Source organism: Brevundimonas sp. (assembly GCF_035998205.1).
GTDB lineage: Bacteria > Pseudomonadota > Alphaproteobacteria > Caulobacterales > Caulobacteraceae > Brevundimonas.
This window is the reverse complement of sequence record NZ_DASYHT010000006.1, coordinates 746,680-764,427: the sequence shown is the minus strand read 5'-3', so window position 1 is coordinate 764,427 and position 17,748 is coordinate 746,680. Positions and strand designations below refer to the sequence as shown.

The window sequence follows — 17,748 nt, the reverse complement described above, 5'->3', positions numbered from 1 at the left end:
ATCGTGAAGCGGAGTTGACAGAAATGAACGTCCTGAACCTGCCCGAACCCGACTTCATGCTGGAGGAGGAAATCACCCTCTTCTCCGACTCCGTCGGCAAGTGGATCGACGAGCACGCGCCGCCGGAGAAGGTGGCCAGCTGGATCGAGAACAGCTCGGTGCCGCGCGAGCTGTGGACCCAGGCGGGTCAGGACGGGCTGATGGGCCTGAGCCAGCCCGAGGAATGGAGCGGCATGGGCGGCGATTACCGCCACGAGGTGGTGCTGATGCGCCAGCTCGGCTGGAAGGGCGCGGACCACTTCGGCGTCTCGCTGCATAACGCCATCGTCGCCCCCTACATCTGGCACTACGGCACCGAGGAGCAGAAGCAGCGCTGGCTGCCGCGGCTGGTGACCGGCGAGCTGGTCGGCGCCATCGCCATGACCGAGCCGGGCGCCGGCTCGGACCTGCAGGGCGTCAAGACCACCGCCATCAAGGACGGCAACCAGTACGTCATCAACGGCTCCAAGACCTTCATCACCAACGGCCAGCTGGCCAACTTCATCATCGTCGTGGCCAAGACCGACCCGGGCGAGGGCGCCAAGGGCGTCAGCCTGGTGGTGGTCGAGACCGACGAGGTCGAGGGCTTCCGCCGCGGCCGCAACCTGCACAAGATCGGCATGGAGGCGAACGACACCTCCGAGCTGTTCTTCGACGGGGTGAAGGTGCCCGGCGAGAACATCATCGGCGGGGACGAGGGCCGCGGCTTCTACCAGCTGATGGAGCAGCTGCCGCAGGAGCGCCTGAACATCGCCGTGCAGGGTCTGGCCGCCGCCGAGCGCGGGCTCGCCCACACGCTCGACTACGTCAAGGAGCGCAAGGCTTTCGGCAAGCGCATCCTCGACTTCCAGAACACCCAGTTCAAGCTGGCCGAGGTCAAGACCAAGCTGACCGTGGCCAAGGCCTTCGTCGACCGCTGCATCGAACTGCACCTGGCCGGCAAGCTGGACGCCGCCACCGCCTCGATGGCCAAGTACTGGGTCACCGACATCCAGGGCGAGACGATCGACGAGATGCTGCAGCTGTTCGGCGGCTACGGCTACATGACCGAATACCCGATCGCCCAGCTGTACAAGGACGCCCGCGTTCAGCGCATCTACGGCGGCACCAACGAGATCATGAAGGTGCTGATCGCCCGGACGCTCTGAAAGCCCCCCTCAAACGGTCGGCACCGTCCCCCCGTCGATCCGGTACTCCGCGCCATGAAGGGCTCCGGCCCGGTCAGAAGCGAGGAACGTCACGAGCTCGGCGACCTCTTGAGGCCAGGCCGGACGCCCGATCGGTATGCCGCCCAGCCCGTCGAGGATGCCCTGGCGGGCCGTGGCCTCATCATGACCCCCGGCTTCGGCGATGCGCGAGACGAGGGCCCGGGCCGCCGCCGTATTGATCCATCCCGGCGCGACGGACACCACGCGCACGCCCCGTGGTCCGACCTCCTTGGACAGGGCCTTGGAGTAGGTAGACAGGGCCGCCTTGGCCGCCGCGTAGGCCGTCGTGGCGTCCGGCAGGGGCGACTGTCGCTGAATGCTGGACACGTGCACCACCACCCCGCGCCCGCGTCGGACCATGGCGGGGACCAGCGCGCGGTCCAGCCGCACGGCCGGCATCAGGTTCAAATCCAGTTCCGACTGCCAAATGGCGTCGTCGAGGGCTGCGAAGCCGCCGCCGGGCGCGCGTGATCCACCGAGCACATGGATCACGGCGTCGAGCCGGCCGACCTCCTCGCCCAACGCCGCCACGAGAGCGCCCACCCCCTCAGCCGTCTTCAGATCGGCGGCGATGAAGCTGTGCGGGGCCCCTCCCGACCCCGCGGACCGGGCGGCCGAGAACACGCGCGCCCCGGCAGCCGCAAACCGTTCCACGATCGCCAGTCCGGCCCCCTTCGTCCCCCCCGTCACCAGAACGGTGCGGCCGGCGAACTCGGCGGGATCGGTGCGGAAGGCCGGCGGGCTCACAGGCTGATCTCGAGGACCCGGACGAGCCCGTCGTCGAGGGTGAAACGGTAGGTGAAATCCAGAGGACTACCCGGGAAGGTCCCGGTCACGCGGGCGATCACGACGGCCTCGCCAGAGGCGTCGCTACGGGCCGACAGGATCGCATTCTGCACCCGGTAGCGCTGCAGGGTGTCCGCGGCCCAGGTCGAGATCGACTCCCGGCCGCGATGGGTTGCACGTTCATCCTGAACCTCGCCGTCCGGAGCGAAGGCTGAGGCCACGCCCTCCGCCTTACCTGCGTTGACGGCGCTGAAATAGGCGCTCACCGGCGCCGGGATCGTGGCAGACATGCTGTGATCTCCCTCGTTTGCACAGGAGGCGAGGTGCGCCTAGACTAACCAGATGGCAAGAACCAACGAAAAAGTCCGGTACTCACCTGACAGTAAGTCAGGGCATACGCCCCTGACTGCTGCCGAGGGTGTGACGGCGGCCTTCCGCATTCTCGAGGGACGCTGGAAGATGCTGATCCTCTTTCACCTGTTCAGCGGCGACGCCCTGCGCTTCTCCGAGCTGGAGCGGGCCATTCCTGCTGTGTCACAGAAGATGCTGATCCAGCAGTTGCGCCAGCTGGAAGGCGACGGAGTGGTCCAGCGTATCGTCTATCCCGAGGTGCCGCCAAGGGTGGAGTACAGGTTGACGGCCTGGGGACTTGCCCTCTGTCCGGCCCTAGACGCCATCCTGACGTGGGCGGAGGCCCGACCGGGCCCGCAAGGCGACGAGGCCTGAGAGGTTCTGTTCATGATCCGCCTTCACGTCACCGCAGATCTAACTGCCGGCGCGGCCGTGGCCCCGACGCTGGACCAGTCGCGCTATCTGACCCAGGTGATGCGGCTGGGCACGGGGGACTCCCTGCGGCTGTTCAACGGCCGCGACGGCGAGTGGCGCGCCACCGTGGCCGAGGTGCTGAAGAAGGGCGTGGTGCTGCGCGCCGAGGCGCGCGTGCGGGACCAGATCACACCGCCGGACGTGGAGCTCCTGCTCGCCACGGTGAAGAAGTCGGCGCTCGAGTTCGCCGTCGAGAAGGCCACGGAGCTGGGTGCGGCGCGGATCCGGCTGATCACCACGGCCCGGACACAGCCCCAGCACCTGCGGCTGGACCGGCTCGACGCCATCGCCGAGGAGAGCGCCGAGCAGACCGGCCGGCTGGACGTCCCGCCGGTGGATGATCCGGTCAAGCTGACCGCCCTGCTCGACCGCTGGGACACCTCGCGCCGGATCATGTTCTGCGACGAGACCGGCGGGCCGCCCGCCCTGCCCGCCCTGGCCGCCGCGGGCCCCGGCCCGTGGGCCATCCTGATCGGTCCCGAGGGGGGCTTCGCCCCGGAGGAGCGCGACCGGCTGAGGGCGATGCGCTGCGCCACGCCCGTGTCTCTGGGGCCGCGCGTCCTGCGGGCCGATACCGCCGCGGTCACGGCCCTGACCCTGTGGCAGGCGGCGCTGGGCGACTGGGAGCGCTGAGGGCGCCCGGTCGCACCATGGGAGCCCTTGAGCAGGGCCCTGCCCTCTCCCATCTAGGCGCGACACGTGGGGGACACGCATGACCGACCAGGCGCCGCTCTCGGCCGACGATCTCGTCGGCGTCATGGCGAAGGGCATCAAGCCGCGCGATCAGTGGCGCATCGGGGCCGAGCACGAGAAGTTCGGCTTCGACCGTGTCAGCCTGCGCCGGCCGACCTACGAGGGCGAGACGGGCATCCGCGCCATGCTGGACGGCCTGACCCGCTTCGGCTGGGCCCCGGTGCTCGAGGGCGGGCACGTCATCGCCCTTGAACGCGCCAACGCCGAGGGCTTCACGGCCTCGATCAGCCTCGAGCCCGGCGGCCAGTTCGAGCTGTCCGGCGCGCCGCTGAAGACCATCCACGACATCTGCAACGAGACCGGCCAGCACCTGATGGAGGTCAAGCAGGTCGCCGACCAGCTCGGCCTGGGCTTCCTCGGGCTCGGCTTCGACCCGATGTGGACCCGCGAGGACATCCCGGTGATGCCCAAGGGCCGCTACGACATCATGCGCGCCTACATGCCGAAGGTCGGCTCGCTGGGCCTCGACATGATGCTGCGCACCTCGACGGTGCAGGCCAACCTCGACTTCGAGTCCGAGGCCGACATGGTCGAGAAGTTCCGCGTCAGCCTGGCGCTGCAGCCGGTCGCCACCGCCCTGTTCGCCAACAGCCCCTTTACCGAGGGCCGGCCGAACGGCTTCCTGTCGGCACGGGCCAATGTCTGGACCGACACCGACGCCGATCGCACCGGCATGCTCAACTTCGTGTTCGAGGACGGCTTCGGGTTCGAACGCTATGCCGACTATGCGCTCGATGTGCCGATGTATTTCGTCAAGCGCGACGGGCGGTATGTGGACGTGGCCGGGCGCTCGTTCCGCGACTTCCTCGACGGTCGCCTGCCGGAGCTGCCCGGCGAGCGGCCGACGCTGAAGGACTGGGGCGATCACCTGACCACCCTGTTCCCCGAGGTCCGGCTCAAATCGTATCTGGAGATGCGCGGGGCCGACAGCGGGCCGTGGAGCCGCATCTGCGCCCTGCCCGCCCTGTGGGCCGGCATCCTCTATGACGCGCCGTCGCAGGCGGCGGCCTGGGACCTGTGCAAGGGCTGGGCGGTCGAGGATCACGAGCGGCTGCGCCGGGACGTGACCCGCCTCGGCCTGCGCGCCGAGGTCGGCGGACGCAGCCTGCGCGACGTGGCCGTCGACATGGTGGCCATCGCTAAACAGGGCCTGAAGAACCGCGCCTGCTTCTCCGGCGGCATGGTCGACGAGCGCGGCTATCTGGCCGAGCTGGAAGACATCGCTGACTCCGGCGTGACCCCGGCCGAGCGGCTGCTGGACCTGTACCACGGGGCCTGGGCGGGCGACCTGAGCCGCGTCTACCGCGACTTCGCCTACTGATCTTTCCCTCCGGCCGCGCCGGCGCCATCCTCGCCGAGGGTTTGGAGGGACATCACCATGAGCGACGTTGAAGCGGGCCTGCGCGAAGAGGCCGAACGGCGGGCCCAGGCGCGCATGAGCGTGCGCGTGCACGCCTTTGTCTTTGTGCTGGTCAACGGCGGCCTGCTGGGGCTCGACTATCTGACCGACGGCCGGTTCGACTGGGCCTGGTGGCCGATGCTGGGCTGGGGCATCGGCCTCGCCGCCCATCTCATCGGCGTCACCTACAGCCTGTCCGGCGCCCACGACCGGGCGGTAGCGCGCGAGCTGGAGTTCCTGCGACAGCGCCAGCGCAGAGATTGACAAGGTTTGCCATCGGGCGGACCCTCGCCCCATGGCCACCATGAACATCTCCCTGCCGGCCCAGATGAAGGTCTGGGTCGAGTCCCGCTCCGCAGACGGGCGTTACGCCAACGCCAGCGACTACGTCCGCGACCTGATCCGCCGCGACCAGGAACGAGTGGAGAAGATCGCGCACATGCAGGCGCTGGTCGATGAGGGTCGCGCTTCGGGCGTCAGCGAGAAGTCGGTAGAAGAGATCTTTGAAGAAGCGAAGGCCGATCACGAACGGCGGCACAGGGCCGCGTGAACGCCTATCGGCTCTCTCGGAGTGCAGAGGCCGATCTGCTGAGCATCTTCGCCCGCAGCCTTGACGACTTCGGACCGATGCAGGCCGTGCGCTACCGTGACGAGCTGGTCGCGCGGCTACGCACCCTCGCGCTCCATCCGGGTTTGTTCAGACTGCGGCACGAGTACAAGCCACCGACCAGAATCTGCCCCTTCAAGGCTCACGTGATCGTCTATGACGAAACCGATGAAGGCATCCTGATCGTGCGCATTCGCCATGCCAGCGAAAACTGGCTTGAGGATCCCCGCGGGGGCGACAACGTGAGCGAAACCCCATGACCCACCCCATCCGCGTCGGCGTCGGCGGCTGGACTTACGAGCCCTGGCGCGGGGTGTTCTATCCCGAGGGTCTGACGCAGAAGCGCGAGCTGGAGTTCGCCTGCCGGCGGCTGACCTCGATCGAGCATCACTGCGGAGTTGAGCACGTTGTGAGGGTCGTATGACGACCTCGGCCAGAACGAAGATCTTCGGATTGTTGGCCGCCGCGTTGGTCGCTTGGGTGCTGACCGTCGTGTTTGATCTAGCCCCCATGGTTTTGGTCCCGCTGACAGATCGCATTTTCGGAGCGGAGATACAGACCGGCATCGATCCAGTTCAGCTCGGAAACATCGTCACGCTCTACGCTGCATTCGGCCTGCCAATCGCCGTCCCGTTCGTGCTGATCGCGGGGTATCCGGTCTGGAAACGCTCGGAGAGCCGTGGCCGTACGCACAAAAGAGACGCGATCTGGTTGGGCGCAACCGTCGGCCTGCTGCTCGGACTGGCCTTTGCCGCCTACATTTTCGTCTACGGCTTGCAGACAATGGCTGACCAGGACTCAAGCTTCAACTCTTGGAGTTACGGGTATCAGATGACTGCTGATGGCATGCCCACAGCTCTCGGATGGATGTTCCAAGTGCTCGATATCGCCCTGACTGCCGTCACAGGCGCTGCTGCGGGACTCACAGCTTGGACGGTTGCGTCGCTCATGGAAGCGCGAAGGAGACTGGCGTGACCGGAAAAATCTACGTCGGCATCGGCGGCTGGACCTATGAGCCGTGGCGCGGGGTCTTCTACCCCGAAGGTCTGACGCAGAAGCGCGAGCTGGAGTTCGCCAGCCGGCGGCTGACCTCGATCGAGATCAACGGCACCTACTATTCGACCTTCAAGCCGGACAGCTGGATGAAGTGGCGGGACGAGACGCCCGAGGGCTTCGTCTTTTCGGTCAAGGCCAGTCGCTACTGCACCAACCGCAAGGTGCTGGCCGACATGGGCGAGTCCATGGACCGTTTCCTCGGCCAGGGCCTGACGGCGCTGGGCGACCGGCTGGGGCCGATCAACTGGCAGTTCATGGCCACCAAGAAGTTCGATCCGGTCGACTTCGAGGGCTTCCTGAAGCTGCTGCCGGCCGAGCGCGACGGGGTGCGGCTGCGGCACGCGCTCGAAGTGCGCCACGGCTCGTTCGAGACCCCGCAGTTCTACGAGCTGGCGGCGAAGTACGGCTGCGCCATCGTCTATGCCGAGGACGACGAGGCGCCGGAGTGGCCGCGCATCGATCAGCCCACCGCCGACTTCACCTACGCCCGGCTGATGTCCAGCCGCGAGGAGGAGCCCACCGGCATGGCGTCGGCCGAGCTGGACGCCATCGCCGCCCGGACCCGGCAGTGGGCCACGCGCGGCGAGGTCTTCGCCTACTTCATCGCCGGGGCCAAGGTGCGCAATCCGGCCGCCGCCGAGGCGCTGATCGCCCGCCTCGGGTAGTTGTCCACGGGCCGCCAATCCCCATGTTGGCGACACGGATTTCCAGCCCAGAGGCCCTGACCATGCCCATCGCCACCCGCGCCTTCGCCGCCGTCGCCGCCGACCAGCCGCTGGAGCCCTACCGCTTCGACCGGCGCGACCCCGGCCCGGACGATGTGGCGATCGAGATCCAGTACTGCGGCGTGTGCCACTCGGACCTGCACGTGGCGAAGAACGACCTCGGCAACACCCGCTACCCGATCGTGCCGGGGCACGAGATCGCCGGCGTGGTCACGGCGGTCGGGGCCAATGTCAGCCGCTTCAAGGTCGGCGACCGGGTCGGGGTCGGCTGCATGGTCGACAGCTGCCGCACCTGCGAGCCCTGCCGCGCCGGCGAGGAGCAGTACTGCGCGCCCGGCATGACCCAGACCTATGGCTCGCCCGACCCCAAGGGCGGCCCGGTCGACCAGCGCATCACCCAGGGCGGCTACTCCGACCGCATCACCGTGGATCAGGCCTATGTCCTGCGCATCCCCGACGCCCTGCCGCTCGACGCCGCCGCGCCCCTGCTGTGCGCCGGCATCACCACCTATTCGCCGCTGAGGCACTGGAAGGTCGGCCCGGGCTCGAAGGTGGCCGTGGTCGGCCTCGGCGGGCTGGGTCACATGGCGGTCAAGCTGGCCGTGGCCATGGGCGCCGAGGTGACGGTGCTGTCGACGTCGGACCGGAAGCGCGCCGACGCCGAGCGCATGGGCGCGAAGCACTTCCTGGTCAATTCGGACAAGACGGCCATGCAGGCCGCGGCGGAGAAGTTCGACCTGATCATCAACACCGTCTCGGCGACGCACGAGATCGCCAGCCACCTGCAGCTGCTGGCCCGCGACGGGACCATGGTCATGCTGGGCCTGACCACCGAAGGGCTGCCCGTGTTCGCCCTGCCGCTGCTGTGGCGTCGCCGCAGCGTCGCCGGCTCGCTGATCGGCGGCATCCGCGAGACCCAGGAGATGCTCGATTTCTGCGCCGAGCACGGCATCACCTGCGAGATCGAGACGATCGCCCCGGACCAGATCAACGAGGCCTATGCCCGGCTGGAGAAGTCCGACGTGCGCTACCGCTTCGTCATCGACATGGCGCGCATGGCCGCCTGAGCCCGCGCCGGCCTGTCATTGCCCCTTGGCAAAATGACAATGACGCTTGACAGGCCTCACGAGCATCCGTAAAGCACCCTTGTCACAACGACGAGGGTGCTTGTCATGTCTTACAAACCTCCGGGCCTGCGCGGCTTCGCCGGCGTCATGGGCGTCAGCCTGCTGATCGGCGCCGTCATCGGCGTCGCCGTGGCCATCCTCGAGGAAGGCGGTAACGCCTTCGCCCGGCTCGGCATTCTGGCGGTCCTCGTCCTCGGCCTGGCCGCGATCCTGTGGATCAGCATCCGCTGGTGGTCGCGGCTCGATGAGGCCGCGCGCGAGGCCCACAAATGGGCCTGGTACTGGGGCGGCTCGGGCGGCGCCGGCGTGGGCTTCCTCGCCGTCGCGGCGGCCACCCGCTTCGGCCAGCTTGACGGCTCGCCGGTGCTGGCCAGCTGGACCCCTGCGGAAGCCTTCTACAACGGCGCCATGGCGCTGATGGCGTGCCAGCTGGTCGGCTACGGCCTGGCTTGGGCCGTCTGGTGGCTGCAGCGGCGGTGATCCCATGAACAATCGCCTCAAGGTCCTGCGCGCCGAGCGCAACTGGAGCCAGGCCGAGCTGGCCGAGCGGCTGGGGGTCTCCCGCCAGACCGTCAACGCCCTCGAGACCGGCCGTTACGACCCGTCCCTTCCCCTCGCCTTCAAGATCGCGCGCGTCTTCGAACAGCCGATCGAGTCGATCTTTTCGGAATAAAGGAGCGTTCCCAAATGGTTGCCGACGACGAACGTCCCGTCCCCCTCGCCCGCCGCCTGCTGGTCGGTGCGGTCCTCGCCCTCGCCGGCGCCGCCACCGGCGCCGCTGTCGCCCGCTTCACCTTCCTCGGCGACACCAACCTGCCGGACACGGTGGCCGGGCTGGTCGCGATCGCCCTGCTGGCCATGGCCGTGATCAGTGTCTTCGTCATGGCCCGCCGGCCAGCGTCTGTACCCAAGGGCTGCGGGGTGTTGCAGATCATCGTCACCGCCCTCGCGGGCGTCATGCTGCTGGCCCCCATCGCGCCGCTCGGCCTTGCGCCGGACGTGACCTTCTTCGGCATCGCCGCGCTGCTGGCGATCCAGACCTTCGCCAACCTGCTTCTATGGCGGCGGGCGGATGAGCTTCTGCGGCGGATCACGGTCGAGGCCGGCGCCCTGACCTTCTGGCTCAGCCAGGGCGTGCTGTTCCTCTACGCCGCCGCCGAGCGCCTCGCCCTCGTCCCCGAGGTCAACGCGTGGAGCCTGATCGGGGTGATGATGGCCCTCTACATTCTCGCCTCCGCCATCGTGGCCGCCCGGCGCGGCCTGTCCTGAACCTGTCCCCGCTTCCGCAAGGAGATCCACAATGTCCCTGACCCAACTGCTCAAGACCGCCGCTCGCAGCGCTGTCGGCGTCGCCGCCGGCCTCGCCCTGACCTTCGTCGCCGTCGACGGAGCCTTCGCCCAGGCCCCCGCCGCCCCGGCCATCACCCCCGCCGAGGGCAAGGGGCCGGCCCTCTGGCTGATCCAGGACGATGACTCGCGCATCTGGCTGTTCGGCACGGTGCACGTGCTGCGTCCCAACACGCCGTGGGGCACGCCGGCGGTCGACGCCGCCCTGGCCGAAGCCGACACCCTGATCCTCGAGATCAAGGATCCGAACGACCAGGCCGCCGCCGCGCCGCTGATCCAGCAATTCGGTCTGTCCCCTGACCGGCCGCTGTCCAGCCTGCTGACCGCCGAAGAGCTGGCCGAGCTGAACGCCGCCGCCGGGGCGCTGGGCGCCAACGCGGCGGCCCTCGACCCGCTGCGCCCCTGGCTGGCCGGCCTGACCATCTCGGTCGCGCCGATGATCGCCGCCGGCTACGATCCGATGTCGGGGGTGGACACGGTGCTGCGCGCCCGCGCCCTCGCCGCCGGCAAGCCGGTCGACGAACTGGAAAGCATCGAGGCCCAGATCCGCATGCTGGCCAGCATGTCCGAAGAGACCCAGCTGGCCTTCCTGCGCTCGGCCATCCGCGACTACGAGATGGCCAGCACCATCCTCGACCAGCTGGTCACCGCCTGGGCGACCGGCGACGTCGAGGGCATCGAGCGGATCGGCGTCGAGGAGATGCGCAGCCAGTCGCAGGAGCTCTACGACCTGCTGCTGGTGACCCGGAACCGCGACTGGGCTGACCAGATCCAGACCCTGCTGGCCGGTTCGGGCGACACCTTCATCGCCGTGGGCGCGGCGCACCTGGCCGGCGACGACAGCGTCCAGGCCATGCTGGAGGCCCGCGGCGTGCGCGTGGCGCGGACCCAGTAAGCCCGGACACCCCGGACTGACCCCGAGGGCCCGGCCGCAAGGCCGGGCCTTTTCGCGTCAGACGACCTCGTGCATCAGCGCCTGGCGGTAGCCGTCGACCCAGAGGTTACGGAACCGGCGGCTACGCTCGGCATGATAGATATGCGCCAGCTCGGCGTAGGAGCGGTCGAAGTCGTCGTTGACGAAGACGTAGTCGAACTCGTCGGCGTGCTCGATCTCGCCCTTGGCGTTGGCGATGCGCTGCTCGATCACTTCCGGCGTATCCTGCGAGCGGGTGATCAGGCGGCGCTTCAGCTCCGCGAGACTGGGCGGCAGGATGAACACCCGCACGGCGTCGTCCGGACACTTGCGGGCGACCTCGCGGGCTCCCTGCCAGTCGATGTCGAACAGCACGTCGCGGCCCTCGGCGAGGGCCCGCTCGATCGGCGCGCGCGGCGAGCCGTAGAGGTTGCCGTGCACGTCCGCCCATTCGAGGAAGGCGTCCTCGTCGATCAGGCGCTGGAACAGCTCCCGGTCGACGAAATGGTAGTCACGACCGTCCACCTCGCCCGGACGGATGCCGCGGGTCGTCATGGAGATCGACAGCTCCAGCCCACCGTGGTCCGCCATCAGCCGCCGGCACAGCGACGTCTTGCCGGCCCCCGAAGGGCTGGCGACGATCAGGAGGACGCCCCGGCGGGGGCTGCGTTCGTTGGACATGAAGACGCGGACTCGTGGACGGAGGAACGGGGATCAGGGCTGGACGGGGCGTAGCGCGGCGCCGCCCTCGGGCTCAAGGGTGATGACAGCCTCGCCGGTGAGCGGCGCAGCCGCGGCGGCTTCGGTGGTCTCCACCGGCGGGGCCTCGCCGCGCTCGATGGCGCGCCAGCGCGCCACATTGGCCCGGTGCTCATCGTAGGTGCGGGCGAAGGCGTGCCCACCGGTGCCGTCGGCGACAAAGAAGAGCTCGTCGGTGACCGGCGGATTGAGCACGGCGCGCAGGGCGTCGACGCCGGGATTGGCGATCGGCGTCGGCGGCAGGCCGTCGATGACATAGGTGTTCCACGGCGTCGGGGCGCGCAGTTCCGACAGGCGGATGCCGCGGCCGAGCGGGCGGCCCTGGGTGATGCCGTAGACGATGGTCGGGTCGCTCTCCAGGCGCATGCCCTGCCGCAGCCGGTTGGTGAAGACGGCGGCCACACGCGGCCGCTCGGCGGCGAGGCCGGTCTCCTTCTCCACGATCGAGGCGAGGATCACCGCCTCCTCGGGCGTGCGGACCGGCAGGTTGCCGGCGCGCTGGGCCCACAGCCGGGCGAGGTTCTCGTCCGCCGCCAGTTGCATGCGGCGGATCACCGACTGGCGGGTCTCGCCGCGGGTGATCTCGTAGGTCTCGGGCCAGAGCGAGCCCTCGGCGGGCACCTGCGGAACCTCGCCGGTGAGCAACTCCTCGGCCATCAGGATGTCCACGGCCTGGGCCGAGGACCAGCCTTCGGGCAGGGTCACGAAATGCCGGACGACGCGACCTTCGGTCAGGGTGCGGATCACCGTCGACAGCGAGGCGCGCGAGGGGATTTCGTACTCCCCGGCGCGCAGCCGGCGATCGGCGCCAGTCAGGCTGACCGCGGCCTTGAACATGTCGGTCGAGCGGATCACGCCCGCCCGGCGCAGCGCCGCGCCGATGGCGTCGACATTGGAGCCGGACGCCAGGGTGACGATGGTCGTCTCCCCCTGCCGCGCCCCCGGCCCCGGGCCGTAGTAGACGCTCCAGGCCCAGATCAGGCCGGCGATAAGAAACAGGCTGACCGTGGCCGAAGCCGCCAGCAGCCCGGCCAGCAGCCCCGGACGACGCCGGGCCGCGTCACGCGCCCGCCCCTTCCAGGACGCCACCTCAGCCCACCTTCCGGAAGATCACGGCGGCGTTGGTGCCGCCGAAGCCGAAGCTGTTGGACATGGCCACGTCGATCTTCTTCGGCTTCGCCTTGTGCGGCACGAGATCCATCGGCGTCTCGTGCTCGGGGTCGTCGAGATTGATGGTCGGCGGAGCGATCTGGTCGCGGATGGCCAGGATGGAGAAGATGCACTCGATGGCGCCGGCCGCCCCCAGCAGGTGGCCCGTCATCGACTTGGTCGAGGACATCGACAGGTTGGCGGCATGGTCGCCGACCAGGCGCTCCACCGCCTTGGCCTCGATCCAGTCGGCCATGGTCGAGGTGCCGTGGGCGTTAACGTAGTCGAGGTCCGACGGCTGCAGGCCGGCGCGCTTCAGGGCCGCCACCATAGCGCGGTAGCCGCCCTCCCCGTCCTCGGACGGCGCGGTGATGTGCCAGGCGTCGCCGGAGAGGCCGTAGCCCGCCACCTCGGCGTAGATGGTGGCGCCGCGGGCCACGGCGTGTTCGTACTCCTCCAGCACCACCACCCCGGCGCCCTCACCCATGACGAAGCCGTCGTGGCGGCGGTCATAGGGACGGCTGGCCTGTTCCGGCGCGTCGTTGAAGCTGGTGCACAGGGCGCGGCAGGCGAGGAAGCCGGCGATGCCGATCGGCACGATCGAGCTCTCGGCCCCGCCCGCCACCATGACGTCGGCGTCGCCCAGGGCGATCAGGCGGGCCGCATCGCCGATGGCGTGGGCGCCGGTGGCGCAGGCGGTGACGACCGAGTGGTTCGGGCCCTTCAGGCCATGGCGGATCGAGATCTGCCCCGAGGCCAGGTTGATCAGGGCCGAGGGGATGAAGAAGGGGCTGACGCGACGGACGCCCTGTTCCTTCAGGACGATGGCGGTGTCGGCGATGGGGCCGAGGCCGCCGATGCCGGAGCCGACCATCACGCCGGTGCGCTCCTTGTCCTCGTCGCTCTCCGGCTTCCAGCCGGCGTCGGCGAGAGCCTCGTCGGCGGCGGCGATGGCGAACAGGATGAAGTCGTCGACCCGCTTGCGCTCCTTGGCCGACATGATCTGGTCAGGATCGAACACGCCGGCGACGCCGGGGGCCCCGCCGCCGCGGCCATCCACGCTCGGAACCTCGCCGGCGATGGTGCAGCCATAGCCCTCGGTGTCGAACACAGTGATCGGCCGGATGCCGGAGCGACCCTCCAGGATCCCCTTCCAGCTGTGCTCAACCCCGTGGCCCAGGGGCGTGATCAGGCCCAGGCCCGTGACGACGACGCGGCGCATGCCCCGCTCCTTCAATCTTCCCGTGCGAATCCGGGAGTCCGGCTGTCCAGAAACATTAATGGCCGCCCGCGTCGCCCGCTAGGGCGCGCCGGGCGGCCACGAATGCCGTGCGATCAGGCGGCGGGCCTCAGCCCGCGGTCTTCTCGTTGATGAACTTCACCGCGTCGCCGACGGTCTGGATGTGCTCGGCGGCGTCATCCGGGATCTCGATGTCGAATTCTTCCTCGAAGGCCATCACCAGCTCGACGTTGTCGAGCGAATCGGCGCCGAGGTCGTCGATGAAGCTGGCCTTCTCGGTCACCTTGTCCGGATCGGCGTCCAGGTGTTCGATGACGATCTTGCGGACGCGTTCAAGCGTGTCGGACATGTCTCTGCCTTCAGTTTGCGCCCGGAAGCGCTTTCGTTGGTCTTGCGCCTGCCGTCTCACGTCGGAACGACGGAGGCAAGCCCCCGGAGCCTTCGCGCCGGGACGCCCGCGGGCTTTAGCACAGGCGACGGGGCGGGAAATAGTCTGTTGCAGGGTGTGATCGGGGCAGCATCTATCCTCCCCATGCAATGGGGAGGGGGACCGTAAAGCGGTGGAGGGGCTCCTCAGCGCAGCGTGCTTTTCGCCCCTCCACCGCCTTCGGCGGTCCCCCTCCCGACGTTGTGGGGAGGAAAGCCCCCGCGGATCACAGCATCGCCATGCCGCCGTTGACGTGAAGGGTCTGGCCGGTGACGTAGGCGGCCTCGTCCGAGGCCAGATAGACAGCAGCGGCGGCGATCTCGTCGCCCGTGCCGAGTCGGCCGAGCGGGATGCGGCCCAGGATGGTGTCGCGCTGCTGCTCGTTGAGCACATCGGTCATGGGCGAGGCGATGAAGCCCGGCGCGATGCAGTTCACGGTGATGCCCCGCGAGCCGACCTCCTGCGCCAGCGACTTGGAGAAGCCGATCATGCCGGCCTTGGAGGCCGCATAGTTGGTCTGGCCCGGGTTGCCGGTGACGCCGACCACCGAGGTAATGCCGATGATGCGGCCGGCGCGGCGCTTCATCATGCCCTTCACCGCCGCCCGCGACAGGCGGAAGTAACTCTCGAGATTGACCTTGAGCACCTGCTCGAAGTCCTCGTCCTTCATGCGCAGGATCAGGCCGTCACGGGTGATGCCGGCATTGGCCACCAGCACGTCCAGCGGGGCGCCGGCGGCGGCTTCGGCCGCGCCGACCAGAGCATCGACCGAGTCGGGATCCGACAGATTGGCCGGGGCGATGACGGCGCGCTCGCCCAGCTCGCCGGCCAGCTCCGCCAGCACCGCCTCGCGCGTGCCGGACAGGACCACGGTCGCGCCCTGGGCGTGCAGGGCGCGGGCGATGGCCCCGCCGATGCCGCCGGTCGCGCCGGTCACCAGCGCGGTCTTGCCGGAAAGATTGAACATGGGGAGCCTCCTCTCAGCGGAGGCCGTTCATAGTGCGGCGCCGGGCCGGCGTCATCCCCGCGCGACGCGGAGATGACGCCCCTGTCCCGATCGGTGCGCGATCAGGCCGTCGCGTCGGCGTCCGCTGCCTCGGCCGCGGCCGTCCCGGCGTCGGCGGTGATGTCGAAGGCGATCTTGCCGTCCTTCAGCACCACCTTGACGTGCCCGCCCTTGGTCAGGCGGCCGAACAGGATGTCGTCCGCCAGCGGCTTCTTGATGTGCTCCTGGATGACCCGGGCCAGGGGCCGGGCGCCGTAGAGCTCGTCGAAGCCGTTCTTGGCCAGCCAGTCGGTGGCCTCGTCGGTCAGCTGGATGGTGATGTTGCGGTCCGCCAGCTGGGCTTCCAGCTGCAGGATGAACTTGGTCACCACCGACTTGATCGTCTCGGCGTCCAGCGGCCTGAAGGCCACGATGGCGTCCAGACGGTTCCGGAACTCCGGCGCGAACAGGCGCTGGATGGCCTTTTCGTCCTCGCCCTCGACCTTGCCGCGGCCGAAGCCGATCGCGGCCCGGGCGTTGTCGGCCGCCCCGGCGTTGGTGGTCATGATCAGGACCACGTTGCGGAAGTCGACCTTCTTGCCGACCGCGTCGGTCAGCATGCCGTTGTCCATCACCTGCAGCAGGATGTTGTAGACGTCCGGGTGCGCCTTCTCGATCTCGTCCAGCAGCACCACGGCGTGCGGGTGCTGGTCGACGGCGTCGGTCAGCAGGCCGCCCTGGTCATGACCGACATAGCCCGGAGGGGCGCCGATCAGCCGGCTGACGGTGTGCCGCTCCATGTATTCGGACATGTCGAAGCGCAGCATCTCGATGCCGAGCGTCGAGGCCAGCTGCTTGGCGACCTCGGTCTTGCCGACGCCGGTCGGGCCCGAGAACAGGAAGCAGCCGATCGGCTTGCTGGGGTCGCGCAGACCGGCGCGGGCCAGCTTCATGGCCGCGGTGACCTGCTCGATCGCCTGGCCCTGGCCGAACACGACACGGTTCAGGTCGGTGTTGAGCTCGCGCAGGGCCTCGGTGTCGGACTTGGACACCGACTTCGGCGGGATGCGGGCCATCTTGGCGATGACGGCCTCGACCTCCTTCTGGCCGATGACCTTCTTGCGCTTCGACTCGGGCAGCAGCTTCTGGCTGGCCCCGGCCTCGTCGATCACGTCGATCGCCTTGTCCGGCAGCTTGCGGTCCGACATGTAGCGCGCCGACAGCTCGACCGCCGTGCGCACTGCGGAGTCGGTGTAGCGGACCTTGTGGTGCTCCTCGTAGTAGGTCTTCAGGCCGCGCAGGATCTTCACCGAATCCTCGACCGTCGGCTCGTTGACGTCGATCTTCTGGAAGCGACGGACGAGCGCCCGGTCCTTCTCGAAGTGCTGCCGGTACTCCTTGTAGGTGGTCGAGCCCATGCAGCGCAGGCTGCCCGAGGCCAGCGCCGGCTTGAGCAGGTTGGAGGCGTCCATGGCCCCGCCCGAGGTGGCGCCTGCGCCGATCACCGTGTGGATCTCGTCGATGAACAGGATGGCGTTGTCGTGGCCCTCCAGCTCCTTGACGACCTGCTTGAGGCGCTCCTCGAAGTCGCCGCGGTAGCGCGTGCCGGCCAGCAGGGCGCCCATGTCGAGGCTGTAGATGGTGGCGTCCTTGAGGACGTCCGGCACCTCGCCATTGACGATCTTGCGCGCCAGCCCTTCGGCGATGGCGGTCTTGCCGACGCCCGGGTCGCCGACCAGCAGGGGGTTGTTCTTGGTGCGGCGGCACAGGATCTGGATCGAGCGCTCGACCTCGGCCTGGCGGCCGATCAGCGGGTCGACCTTGCCCTGGCGCGACTTCTCGTTGAGGTCGACGCAATAGGCCTCGAGCGCCTCGCCGCCAGACTTGACGGCCTGGGCGTCCTCGGCGTCCTCGCGCGAACCGCCGGCGGCGCGGGCCGGCCGGGTCTCCGCGGCGCCCGGCTTCTTGGCGATGCCGTGGGCGATGTAGTTGACCGCATCGTACCGCGTCATGTCCTGCTCCTGCAGGAAGTAGGCGGCGTGGCTCTCGCGCTCGCTGAAGATGGCCACCAGCACATTCGCGCCGGTGACCTCCTCGCGGCCCGAGGACTGGACGTGGATCACGGCGCGCTGGATCACGCGCTGGAAGCCGGCGGTCGGCTTGGCGTCCTCACCATCCGAGGTGGCGAGGGCCGACAGGTCGGTATCGACGTAGAGGGTCAGGGCCCCGCGGAGCGCCGCGAGGTCGACGTTGCAGGCCTGCATGACGCCGGCGGCGTCGGGATCATCGATCAGCGCCAGCAGCAGGTGCTCGAGGGTCGCGTACTCGTGCCGACGCGCATTGGCGTAGGCGACGGCGCGATGCAGGGTCTCTTCGAGGGGGCGCGAGAAGGAGGGCAAGGGA

The 17,748-nt window shown here is 68.9% G+C and carries 22 protein-coding genes and 1 pseudogene; 15 read left to right on the top strand and 8 right to left on the bottom strand.

Going from position 1 to position 17,748, the window contains the following annotated elements; all coding sequences use genetic code 11:
* Positions 1 to 23: 23 nt before the first annotated feature.
* Positions 24 to 1,187, top strand: a complete 1,164-nt coding sequence (locus tag VGN74_RS13865) for an acyl-CoA dehydrogenase family protein (protein WP_327449196.1) — start codon at positions 24 to 26, stop codon at positions 1,185 to 1,187.
* A 9-nt stretch (positions 1,188 to 1,196) separates the two neighbouring features.
* Here VGN74_RS13865 and VGN74_RS13860 read toward each other — a convergent pair whose 3' ends face one another.
* Together VGN74_RS13860 and VGN74_RS13855 are read right to left on the bottom strand one after the other, a co-directional pair.
* A complete protein-coding gene (locus tag VGN74_RS13860; protein ID WP_327449194.1) occupies positions 1,197 to 1,994 on the bottom strand; it encodes an SDR family oxidoreductase in 798 nt (265 codons plus the stop codon).
* Positions 1,991 to 2,323, bottom strand: coding sequence for a nuclear transport factor 2 family protein (locus VGN74_RS13855; RefSeq protein ID WP_327449192.1), 333 nt, complete (start codon positions 2,321 to 2,323; stop codon positions 1,991 to 1,993). Before VGN74_RS13855 ends, VGN74_RS13860 begins: the two co-directional genes overlap by 4 nt.
* A 52-nt stretch (positions 2,324 to 2,375) precedes the next feature.
* Between VGN74_RS13855 and VGN74_RS13850 the strand changes: the two genes are divergently transcribed.
* The 14 genes and pseudogenes from VGN74_RS13850 to VGN74_RS13785 all read left to right on the top strand — a co-directional run bounded on the left by VGN74_RS13850 (position 2,376) and on the right by VGN74_RS13785 (position 10,767).
* Positions 2,376 to 2,759, top strand: a complete 384-nt coding sequence (locus VGN74_RS13850) for a helix-turn-helix domain-containing protein (RefSeq protein WP_327449190.1) — start codon at positions 2,376 to 2,378, stop codon at positions 2,757 to 2,759.
* 12 nt (positions 2,760 to 2,771) lie between these two features.
* Positions 2,772 to 3,491 (top strand): 16S rRNA (uracil(1498)-N(3))-methyltransferase, encoded by a 720-nt coding sequence (locus tag VGN74_RS13845; RefSeq protein ID WP_327449188.1) that lies wholly within the window; start codon positions 2,772 to 2,774, stop codon positions 3,489 to 3,491.
* 79 nt (positions 3,492 to 3,570) lie between these two features.
* Positions 3,571 to 4,932: a glutamate--cysteine ligase gene (locus VGN74_RS13840; protein ID WP_327449187.1), complete on the top strand. Its 1,362-nt coding sequence runs from the start codon at positions 3,571 to 3,573 to the stop codon at positions 4,930 to 4,932.
* A 57-nt stretch (positions 4,933 to 4,989) separates the two neighbouring features.
* Positions 4,990 to 5,274 carry a 2TM domain-containing protein gene (locus VGN74_RS13835; protein WP_327449185.1) on the top strand — a complete coding sequence of 95 codons (285 nt, stop codon included), beginning with the start codon at positions 4,990 to 4,992 and terminating at the stop codon, positions 5,272 to 5,274.
* A gap of 31 nt (positions 5,275 to 5,305) precedes the next feature.
* Positions 5,306 to 5,560 carry a type II toxin-antitoxin system ParD family antitoxin gene (locus VGN74_RS13830; protein ID WP_327449183.1) on the top strand — a complete coding sequence of 85 codons (255 nt, stop codon included), beginning with the start codon at positions 5,306 to 5,308 and terminating at the stop codon, positions 5,558 to 5,560.
* Positions 5,557 to 5,877, top strand: coding sequence for a type II toxin-antitoxin system RelE/ParE family toxin (locus tag VGN74_RS13825; RefSeq protein WP_327449181.1), 321 nt, complete (start codon positions 5,557 to 5,559; stop codon positions 5,875 to 5,877). Before VGN74_RS13830 ends, VGN74_RS13825 begins: the two co-directional genes overlap by 4 nt.
* A pseudogene (locus VGN74_RS13820) lies at positions 5,874 to 6,002 on the top strand (DUF72 domain-containing protein); the annotation flags it as partial. The gene VGN74_RS13825 and the pseudogene VGN74_RS13820, both read left to right, overlap by 4 nt.
* Positions 6,003 to 6,037: 35 nt before the next feature.
* Entirely contained in the window at positions 6,038 to 6,592 is a 555-nt protein-coding gene (locus tag VGN74_RS13815) for a hypothetical protein (protein WP_327449179.1), read from the top strand.
* The gene (locus tag VGN74_RS13810) at positions 6,589 to 7,338 is read left to right on the top strand and encodes a DUF72 domain-containing protein (protein ID WP_327449177.1); all 750 of its coding nucleotides are present in this window, start codon (positions 6,589 to 6,591) and stop codon (positions 7,336 to 7,338) included. The genes VGN74_RS13815 and VGN74_RS13810 overlap by 4 nt, the downstream gene beginning before the upstream one ends.
* A 62-nt stretch (positions 7,339 to 7,400) precedes the next feature.
* On the top strand, positions 7,401 to 8,465 hold the full coding sequence (locus VGN74_RS13805; RefSeq protein ID WP_327449175.1) for an NAD(P)-dependent alcohol dehydrogenase: 1,065 nt from the start codon (positions 7,401 to 7,403) through the stop codon (positions 8,463 to 8,465).
* Between the two features lie 105 nt (positions 8,466 to 8,570).
* Positions 8,571 to 9,005 (top strand): hypothetical protein, encoded by a 435-nt coding sequence (locus tag VGN74_RS13800; protein WP_327449173.1) that lies wholly within the window; start codon positions 8,571 to 8,573, stop codon positions 9,003 to 9,005.
* Between the two features lie 4 nt (positions 9,006 to 9,009).
* Positions 9,010 to 9,198, top strand: a complete 189-nt coding sequence (locus VGN74_RS13795; protein ID WP_327449171.1) for a helix-turn-helix transcriptional regulator — start codon at positions 9,010 to 9,012, stop codon at positions 9,196 to 9,198.
* Between the two features lie 14 nt (positions 9,199 to 9,212).
* Positions 9,213 to 9,794: a hypothetical protein gene (locus tag VGN74_RS13790; RefSeq protein ID WP_327449169.1), complete on the top strand. Its 582-nt coding sequence runs from the start codon at positions 9,213 to 9,215 to the stop codon at positions 9,792 to 9,794.
* A 31-nt stretch (positions 9,795 to 9,825) separates the two neighbouring features.
* Positions 9,826 to 10,767 (top strand): TraB/GumN family protein, encoded by a 942-nt coding sequence (locus tag VGN74_RS13785; RefSeq protein ID WP_327449167.1) that lies wholly within the window; start codon positions 9,826 to 9,828, stop codon positions 10,765 to 10,767.
* Between the two features lie 57 nt (positions 10,768 to 10,824).
* On the opposite strand, the gene gmk is transcribed toward VGN74_RS13785, so the two are convergent.
* The 6 genes from gmk to clpA form a co-directional block, all read right to left on the bottom strand.
* On the bottom strand, positions 10,825 to 11,466 hold the full coding sequence (gene gmk, locus VGN74_RS13780) for a guanylate kinase (RefSeq protein WP_327449165.1): 642 nt from the start codon (positions 11,464 to 11,466) through the stop codon (positions 10,825 to 10,827).
* 33 nt (positions 11,467 to 11,499) lie between these two features.
* Complete coding sequence (gene mltG / locus VGN74_RS13775) at positions 11,500 to 12,633, bottom strand: endolytic transglycosylase MltG (protein WP_327449163.1); 1,134 nt, start codon at positions 12,631 to 12,633, stop codon at positions 11,500 to 11,502.
* 1 nt (position 12,634) lies between these two features.
* Positions 12,635 to 13,915, bottom strand: coding sequence for a beta-ketoacyl-ACP synthase II (fabF, locus tag VGN74_RS13770; RefSeq protein WP_327449161.1), 1,281 nt, complete (start codon positions 13,913 to 13,915; stop codon positions 12,635 to 12,637).
* A 127-nt stretch (positions 13,916 to 14,042) separates the two neighbouring features.
* Complete coding sequence (locus tag VGN74_RS13765; protein WP_298273999.1) at positions 14,043 to 14,282, bottom strand: acyl carrier protein; 240 nt, start codon at positions 14,280 to 14,282, stop codon at positions 14,043 to 14,045.
* A gap of 304 nt (positions 14,283 to 14,586) precedes the next feature.
* On the bottom strand, positions 14,587 to 15,327 hold the full coding sequence (fabG, locus tag VGN74_RS13760) for a 3-oxoacyl-[acyl-carrier-protein] reductase (protein WP_327449155.1): 741 nt from the start codon (positions 15,325 to 15,327) through the stop codon (positions 14,587 to 14,589).
* 101 nt (positions 15,328 to 15,428) lie between these two features.
* Positions 15,429 to 17,744, bottom strand: a complete 2,316-nt coding sequence (gene clpA / locus VGN74_RS13755) for an ATP-dependent Clp protease ATP-binding subunit ClpA (RefSeq protein WP_327449153.1) — start codon at positions 17,742 to 17,744, stop codon at positions 15,429 to 15,431.
* Positions 17,745 to 17,748 lie beyond the last annotated feature (4 nt).